Source organism: Bacillus sp. JJ1521 (genome assembly GCF_036965165.1).
GTDB lineage: Bacteria > Bacillota > Bacilli > Bacillales > Bacillaceae_L > Ferdinandcohnia.
Genome location: NZ_JBALOX010000179.1, coordinates 9,745 through 16,376, shown reverse-complemented (window position 1 = coordinate 16,376; position 6,632 = coordinate 9,745). Strand labels below are relative to the sequence as shown.

At 40.6% G+C, this 6,632-nt stretch carries 7 protein-coding genes and 1 other RNA gene; 1 reads left to right on the top strand and 7 read right to left on the bottom strand.

The window, feature by feature from the left end; translation table 11 throughout:
- Window positions 1-262: 262 nt before the first annotated feature.
- The 7 genes from V7147_RS20725 to tadA form a co-directional block, all read right to left on the bottom strand.
- Window positions 263-529, bottom strand: a complete 267-nt coding sequence (locus V7147_RS20725; protein WP_335369705.1) for a pro-sigmaK processing inhibitor BofA family protein — start codon at window positions 527-529, stop codon at window positions 263-265.
- Between the two features lie 148 nt (window positions 530-677).
- Window positions 678-890, bottom strand: coding sequence for a YaaL family protein (locus tag V7147_RS20720; RefSeq protein WP_335369704.1), 213 nt, complete (start codon window positions 888-890; stop codon window positions 678-680).
- A 10-nt stretch (window positions 891-900) separates the two neighbouring features.
- The gene (gene recR / locus V7147_RS20715) at window positions 901-1,497 is read right to left on the bottom strand and encodes a recombination mediator RecR (protein WP_099355777.1); all 597 of its coding nucleotides are present in this window, start codon (window positions 1,495-1,497) and stop codon (window positions 901-903) included.
- Window positions 1,498-1,519: 22 nt separating this feature from the next.
- Window positions 1,520-1,840, bottom strand: a complete 321-nt coding sequence (locus V7147_RS20710) for a YbaB/EbfC family nucleoid-associated protein (protein ID WP_010285585.1) — start codon at window positions 1,838-1,840, stop codon at window positions 1,520-1,522.
- A 33-nt stretch (window positions 1,841-1,873) separates the two neighbouring features.
- The gene (gene dnaX / locus V7147_RS20705) at window positions 1,874-3,562 is read right to left on the bottom strand and encodes a DNA polymerase III subunit gamma/tau (protein WP_335369703.1); all 1,689 of its coding nucleotides are present in this window, start codon (window positions 3,560-3,562) and stop codon (window positions 1,874-1,876) included.
- A 258-nt stretch (window positions 3,563-3,820) separates the two neighbouring features.
- An RNA gene (ffs, locus tag V7147_RS20700) (signal recognition particle sRNA large type) lies at window positions 3,821-4,085 on the bottom strand.
- Between the two features lie 94 nt (window positions 4,086-4,179).
- Window positions 4,180-4,671: a tRNA adenosine(34) deaminase TadA gene (tadA, locus tag V7147_RS20695; protein WP_335369702.1), complete on the bottom strand. Its 492-nt coding sequence runs from the start codon at window positions 4,669-4,671 to the stop codon at window positions 4,180-4,182.
- 366 nt (window positions 4,672-5,037) lie between these two features.
- On the opposite strand from tadA, the gene V7147_RS20690 reads away from it, so the two are divergent.
- On the top strand, window positions 5,038-6,324 hold the full coding sequence (locus tag V7147_RS20690; protein ID WP_335369701.1) for a glycoside hydrolase family 18 protein: 1,287 nt from the start codon (window positions 5,038-5,040) through the stop codon (window positions 6,322-6,324).
- Window positions 6,325-6,632: the final 308 nt, after the last annotated feature.

Below are 6,632 nucleotides of genomic sequence, written 5' to 3'. Positions count from 1 at the left end.
GTTTTCAAAGAACTTTTTTGACCCGCCGCTCAGAAGCGACTTTATTAATATAACATCCTCACAAAAATAAGTCAACACTATTTTTTATGTTTTTCTTATTCAAAAGGTTTTCCCTGTGAGGAATATAAATATACACCCGATTTAATAGAATGTCAATAAGTTATATTAAAATAATTTCTACGTCTATAAACTAACCCTATCTATATACCCTTTTACCTTATTAACCCCAATAAAAAAACAAATGAGTACACCATTTGTTTTTTTAACCTACTATAAATAAATCTATGATTACGAGTGCAGCTAAGCCAGGAAGTCCGAGTAGCCCAGATACTGCAGATGTAACCAGATTAATTGGTACATGTAAATCAAATGATTGTCCGAAAGCATTTAAGAAAAATAAAAACAATGCACCGATTAGGATTTTAACAAACACTTGTCCTACTAAGCGAATGGGCTTAAGAGGAGCTCCCATCAGAAGCACAAGCACGATTAATCCTCCGAGTATGGATATAACAACCTTTGGTTCCAATCAACCTTCACCCCTTCACATAACTTGTACTACTATTCTATGTGAACCAAGGATTTTAAGAACCTTTTGTCCTATTTTTATTGGAGCAAGCTTTTAACAAAAAAATCCTACCTTTAAGATGTTTATCTTTCCTGGTAGGATTTACTGTTTATAAAAATACTTTTCGCCTTTTTGCTTCTCGTAATAAAAAGAAGTATTTTGTTTCCGCTACTTTTAGTTCACTTAAAACATCATCAGAGGGTTCGACACTTTTTTCAATGAGGCTTTTCTGTCTCATCCATTCCTTCTTTGCGATTTCTAATTGACTAAAGAGCTCTTGGTTAAATTGTTTTCGAAGCTTTCCCTTCTTTTTAAAAAGCATAAAAGGCCTCCTATAATTCCCGACGTCCTTCAAGCGCCTTTGATAAAGTTACTTCATCAGCATATTCTAGATCTCCACCGACTGGTAATCCATGAGCAATTCTTGTAATTTTAATTCCTGTAGGTTTTAGCAGACGGGAAATGTACATAGCTGTAGCTTCCCCTTCGATGTTCGGATTAGTCGCTAAAATGATTTCTTGTACAGTATCATCTTGAAGTCTTTTTAGTAGTTCAGGTATTTTAATATCCTCCGGACCTATGCCATCCATCGGAGAAATAGCGCCGTGTAACACATGGTATAAACCATTGTATTCCTTCATTTTTTCCATTGCTATTACATCTTTAGGATCTTGAAGTACACAGATAACCGTTTTATCACGACGTTCATCTTCACAGATGTAACATGGATCTCTATCTGTTATATGCCCGCAATTGGAGCAATATGTGAGGTTTCGTTTCGCGTTAACAAGTGCCTTAGCAAAATCAAGTACGACATCCTCTTTCATACTTAATACAAAAAAAGCCAGACGTACGGCCGTTTTCGGGCCGATACCTGGCAATTTCATAAAGCTATCTATTAGCTTAGATATTGGTTCAGGATAATGCATATCTATCTAAGTCCTTTCCCGATTAGAACGGTAGGTTCATTCCTTTTGTGAATTGACCCATCGTTTCATTTGTGAGGTCTTCGATTTTCTTCAGGGCATCGTTTGTTGCTGCTAACACAAGGTCTTGAAGCATTTCGATATCTTCTGGATCTACCACTTCTTCTTTAATGATGACATCAATAATTTCTTTCTGACCGTTTGCTTTTACAGTGACCATGCCACCGCCAGCAGTTCCTTCAACTACCTTTTCAGCTAGTTCTTCCTGTGCCTTTGCCATATCCTTTTGCATTTTTTGCATTTGCTTCATCATTTTTTGCATATTTCCCATTCCGCCGCCACGCATCATGTCAATTTCCTCCTTTAGATTAACCTTTTATTATTCCTTTATTTCAATGAGCTCTGCACCAACGATTTTCATCGCTTCTGCAATAAGAGGGTCTTCTGTATCCTCAGGTCTTTCCTCATCATCGGTTCGTTGCCCACGGATAAACCCTTCTCTAATATTACCCCATTCATCATCTGGTACACCAATCATTTCAAACCTGCGTCCAGTTAATGTAGAAAGAATACTTTCGAGGTTTTCTGTTACTTCTGGGTTTTCGGATGCCATTTTACAATGGATTTCGTATTTAAATTTTAACACAAAAGCATTGGTAGAAGCTGCAACTGGTTCACTTTCAATTAAAAGGGCTGCGTGTGATACTTTGTTTTGACTTCGAAGTTGGTCAAGCATATCGCCCCATTTTCCTTTTAACAGGTCAAGGTTTTGTCTTGTTGCACTCTTTAAAACCTCATTAATTCTTCCAACTGGCGTCCTATAACCATTCCTAGAAGACTTTTGTGGACGTTTTTCAGCTGGCTTGGCATCCTGCGGATGGGCTGTAACACCTTTTTCCTTAATGGATGCAAGTTCAGATTCTAACATATTTATTTTATTCATCAAGCCTTCAATTTGTGGCAGTGATTCTAGCGTTTGTTTTTGATCCATTTGGGTAAGCTTCACAAGCGCTACCTCTAGAAAAATTCTTGGATGGTTCGTCCACTTCATCTCCTGCTGGGCTTGATTTAAAATGTCGATAGTTTCGTAAATTTCATGGCTCTGTATGCTTTTTGCAAGTTCAGTAAAGTCCTCATCGACTAAGACCCGCTCTAATACTTCTTCTAACTGGGGGGCTGTTTGATATAAAAGCATATCCCGATAGTAGAAGATGATGTCTTCGATAAAGCGCATCGGATCTTTCCCATGGTCCATCATTTCGTCCAACGTCTTTAATGCCGTTCGAACATCACGGTCGCGAACCGCCCTGACCAAATTGGTTAAAAAGGATTGTGAAACAGCTCCAGTAATCGTAAGGACATCCTCAAGCTTCACCTCGTCATCACTGAACGAAATCGCTTGGTCCAATAAGCTTAAGGCATCCCTCATTCCACCTTCAGCCGCTCTTGCAATTACATAAAGGGCTTGGTCGTCAACTGTCACATCTTCTTCACCAATAATCGTTTTCATACGCCCCACAATGGCTTGTGTGGTAATGCGACGAAAATCGAAACGTTGACATCTTGAAATGATCGTTAGTGGAATTTTATGAGGTTCCGTTGTTGCCAATATAAAAATAACATGTCTTGGTGGTTCCTCCAAGGTTTTTAGCAAGGCATTGAACGCTCCGATTGACAGCATATGTACTTCATCAATGATATATACTTTATACCGTACAACGCTTGGAGCATATTTCACTTTATCACGAATATCTCTGATTTCATCGACACCATTGTTCGATGCAGCATCGATTTCAATTACATCAGCGATTGAGCCATCTGTAATACCTCTACATGCCGCACACTCATTACAAGGTTCAGCCACAGGAGAACGCTCACAGTTTACTGCTTTTGCAAAAATTTTCGCGGCACTAGTTTTTCCAGTTCCCCTTGGGCCTGAGAAAAGATAGGCGTGCGAAAACTTATCTTGAAGAAGGGCATTCATTAAAGTTTTCGTGATATGTTCTTGTCCAACCACATCATGAAAGGTTTGTGGTCGAAAGACACGGTATAATGCTTGATATGCCATTGGTATTGCCCCTCCTTCTTATCGTCCATTTCTTATTATACAGGAAGTGAATATTTAAGTACAAAGCATTCTATCATAAAAATAAATAGGAAAAGCGCAGGGCGCCTACTCATCGGCGACAAGCATAAGACGGGCGCTGACAGAAGGTGCACTTTACCTTCCGAAGGGATTGGCTTAGACCAGAGAGCCGATGGCACCTAGAGCTAGACAATAAAAAAACCCACCCGAATGAGTGAGTTGTTTTATGTAGTATAACTGCCGTGCACCTTCCGTCGAATAGTTACTCCAGGCGTTACTCAAGCAGTTAGCTCGGTCTAGGCAACCCTACGGCACATGGGATGGTCCGCTTACTGCTGCTTCCTTCCGGACCTGACAGGGTTCACGGGTTCCCATTGCGTAGGACCCAGACGTCAACACCACTTACTTGAGGCAGACCCCACAATAACTACCCTCTATGAAGGGATTCGGCCTCGCTAGAGCGGATTGCGAGTACAGGGCACCGCTACCTCCCCGCTTAGCACGGCAAAATTGATACCAAATGTTAGGTGTCTTTGTGACACATTCTTAGTATAAAGGCTGAGGCAAAAAAAATCAATCCATACTAACTGTAAGTTTTTTCAAGTCGTACTAGATATGCGCTTTTTTTCTTCTTTCTTTTTCCTTCTGATTTCTTTAAAAAAGGTGCTTAACAGTTGTCCGCACTCCTCTTCACAGACACCCGATACGACTTCTGCCTGATGGTTGAATCTTTGTTCCTGTAAAAGATTCATCAAAGTTCCTGCACAGCCGCCTTTTGGATCACTTGCCCCGTATACGACCTTAGAAACCCGAGATAATACAATTGCGCCCGAACACATTGCACAAGGCTCAAGGGTGACATATAAGGTAGCATTCTCCAATCTCCAGTATCCCGTTCGTTTACACGCCTCATCAATTGCAAGTAACTCTGCATGCGCAATGGAACGTTGTTGTGTTTCACGAAGATTATGGGCTGAGGCAATCACTTCATCATTCATAACTAAAACCGCCCCAATAGGTACTTCATCTATAGCTGCTGCCTTTTTCGCTTCTTCAATTGCCATTTTCATATAATACGCGTCAGACTTCATCAGATTAAATACTCCCTTTTTAGGTAATTAAGCACTTTAAATAGTAGTTCAAAAAGGAGGATGAAGAGGACCGCGTCGACAAAAGCGCCACGTCCTGTCGCATTGTCGACACTAGCACAACCTGTGCGTCGAAATTTCAAGGCGGTGTAGCTTTGAGGACCGGAGAAGCAAGCCAACGCGCTTCCACAGGATATGGTAACTTCTACGTTCGACACAGGACGTGTCGGTATTTAGTCGAAATTCCTCAATCGATGCGTCATATTCACCGCACTTTTTGAACATTCATATAACCCAGCATCATCTTCCATATTCTCTCATAGAGTAATAAAGGTGTGTTACCTAGATTGTAGAATGAGGAGGTCAAACATGCAAATTCATGTTGTAGAACGGGGTCAATCTATATCAGGAATCGCTCAAGCTTATGGAACAACAGCGGATGAGATTGTTCGTGCAAATCAAATTCCTGATCCTAATAACCTTGTGGTCGGTCAGGCTATGGTCATTCCGATTGTTGGTCAATTTTATTGGGTGGAGCCTGGTGATAGCATTTGGTCCATTGCAAACAAATTCGGTCTTAATTATCAGCAATTAGCACAAATTAATCACATTCCACCTAATCGACCACTACAGGTTGGGTTTAGAATCTATATTCCGGAACGCCCGAAACGAAATGCAGAAATCAATGCCTATGTAGAACCATTAGGGTCTTCAGTAAGTCCCGCTCTTGAAAGAAGTGCACGACAAGCTGCTCCATATTTAACCTACTTAGCCCCTTTTAACTTTCAAATCCAACGAGACGGTACTTTAAAGGAGCCACCGCTGAACAATTTCCAAAGTATCGCAAAGACAAATAATGTAACCCTGATGATGGTTGTTGCTAATTTAGAAAACGGCCAATTTAGTGCTGATTTAGGTAAACTCGTGCTAACTAATGAAGATATCCAAAATAAGCTATTAAATACGATTGTCGAAACAGCAAAAAAATATGGTTTCCGCGATATTCATTTTGATATGGAATTTTTACGCCCGGAAGACCGCGAAGCCTATAACAGCTTTTTACGAAAAGCAAAGCGACGTTTTGGCCAAGAAGGATGGCTTCTTTCAACCGCGCTTGCCCCTAAGACAAGCGCTGAGCAAAAAGGGGAATGGTATGAAGCACATGATTATAAAGCGCATGGGGAGATTGTCGACTTTGTTGTGATCATGACGTATGAATGGGGGTATAGCGGAGGACCTCCTATGGCAGTATCGCCAATTGGTCCTGTTCGGGATGTCCTTGAGTATGCTCTTACCGAAATGCCAGCATCTAAAATTATGATGGGGCAAAACCTCTATGGCTATGATTGGACACTGCCATTTGTTCAAGGAGGCGAGTATGCTAAGGCTGTTAGCCCACAGCGAGCGATTGAAATTGCAAAAGAACATAATGTTGCGATTCAATATGATACAAAAGCCCAAGCACCACACTTTGACTATACGGACTCAGCCGGAAAGGAGCATAAGGTCTGGTTTGAGGACGCAAGAAGTATTCAGGCAAAATTTAATTTGATCAAGGAATTGAATTTACGAGGAATTAGCTACTGGAAACTGGGGCTTCCTTTCCCGCAAAACTGGCTTTTGATCACTAACAATTTCCATGTTGTAAAAAGATAGTATTTTTCAAAGGAGCTCGACTATTCGGGTTCCTTTTTTATTTTTCCAGCATTGGCAGATCAAAGACTAAGAACGCCACGTCCTGTGGCAAGTCTATGTGACCCACATCCTGTGGGCCTCAAATTTTCCAATTTGTTTTTTCGACAATACATAACAATCTTCATCATTCCTATGATAAAATAATGCTTATCTGTGCAATTTAACTTTATTCACAATGGTATCCTTTTGGAAAAATGAATGCATTTATATATACAATATTGCGCGGGATTAAAGTCATGGCTGAATAAAGTTAAAGCCTCCGGCTGATG

What these genes read in the sequence shown, in the direction of transcription:
- tadA (WP_335369702.1), bottom strand. Translation starts at nt 4,671, where the DNA reads ATGAAGTCTGACGCGTATTATATGAAAATGGCAATTGAAGAAGCGAAA.
- recR (WP_099355777.1), bottom strand. Translation starts at nt 1,497, where the DNA reads ATGCATTATCCTGAACCAATATCTAAGCTAATAGATAGCTTTATGAAA.
- V7147_RS20720 (WP_335369704.1), bottom strand. Translation starts at nt 890, where the DNA reads ATGCTTTTTAAAAAGAAGGGAAAGCTTCGAAAACAATTTAACCAAGAG.
- V7147_RS20710 (WP_010285585.1), bottom strand. Translation starts at nt 1,840, where the DNA reads ATGCGTGGCGGCGGAATGGGAAATATGCAAAAAATGATGAAGCAAATG.
- V7147_RS20690 (WP_335369701.1), top strand. Translation starts at nt 5,038, where the DNA reads ATGCAAATTCATGTTGTAGAACGGGGTCAATCTATATCAGGAATCGCT.
- dnaX (WP_335369703.1), bottom strand. Translation starts at nt 3,562, where the DNA reads ATGGCATATCAAGCATTATACCGTGTCTTTCGACCACAAACCTTTCAT.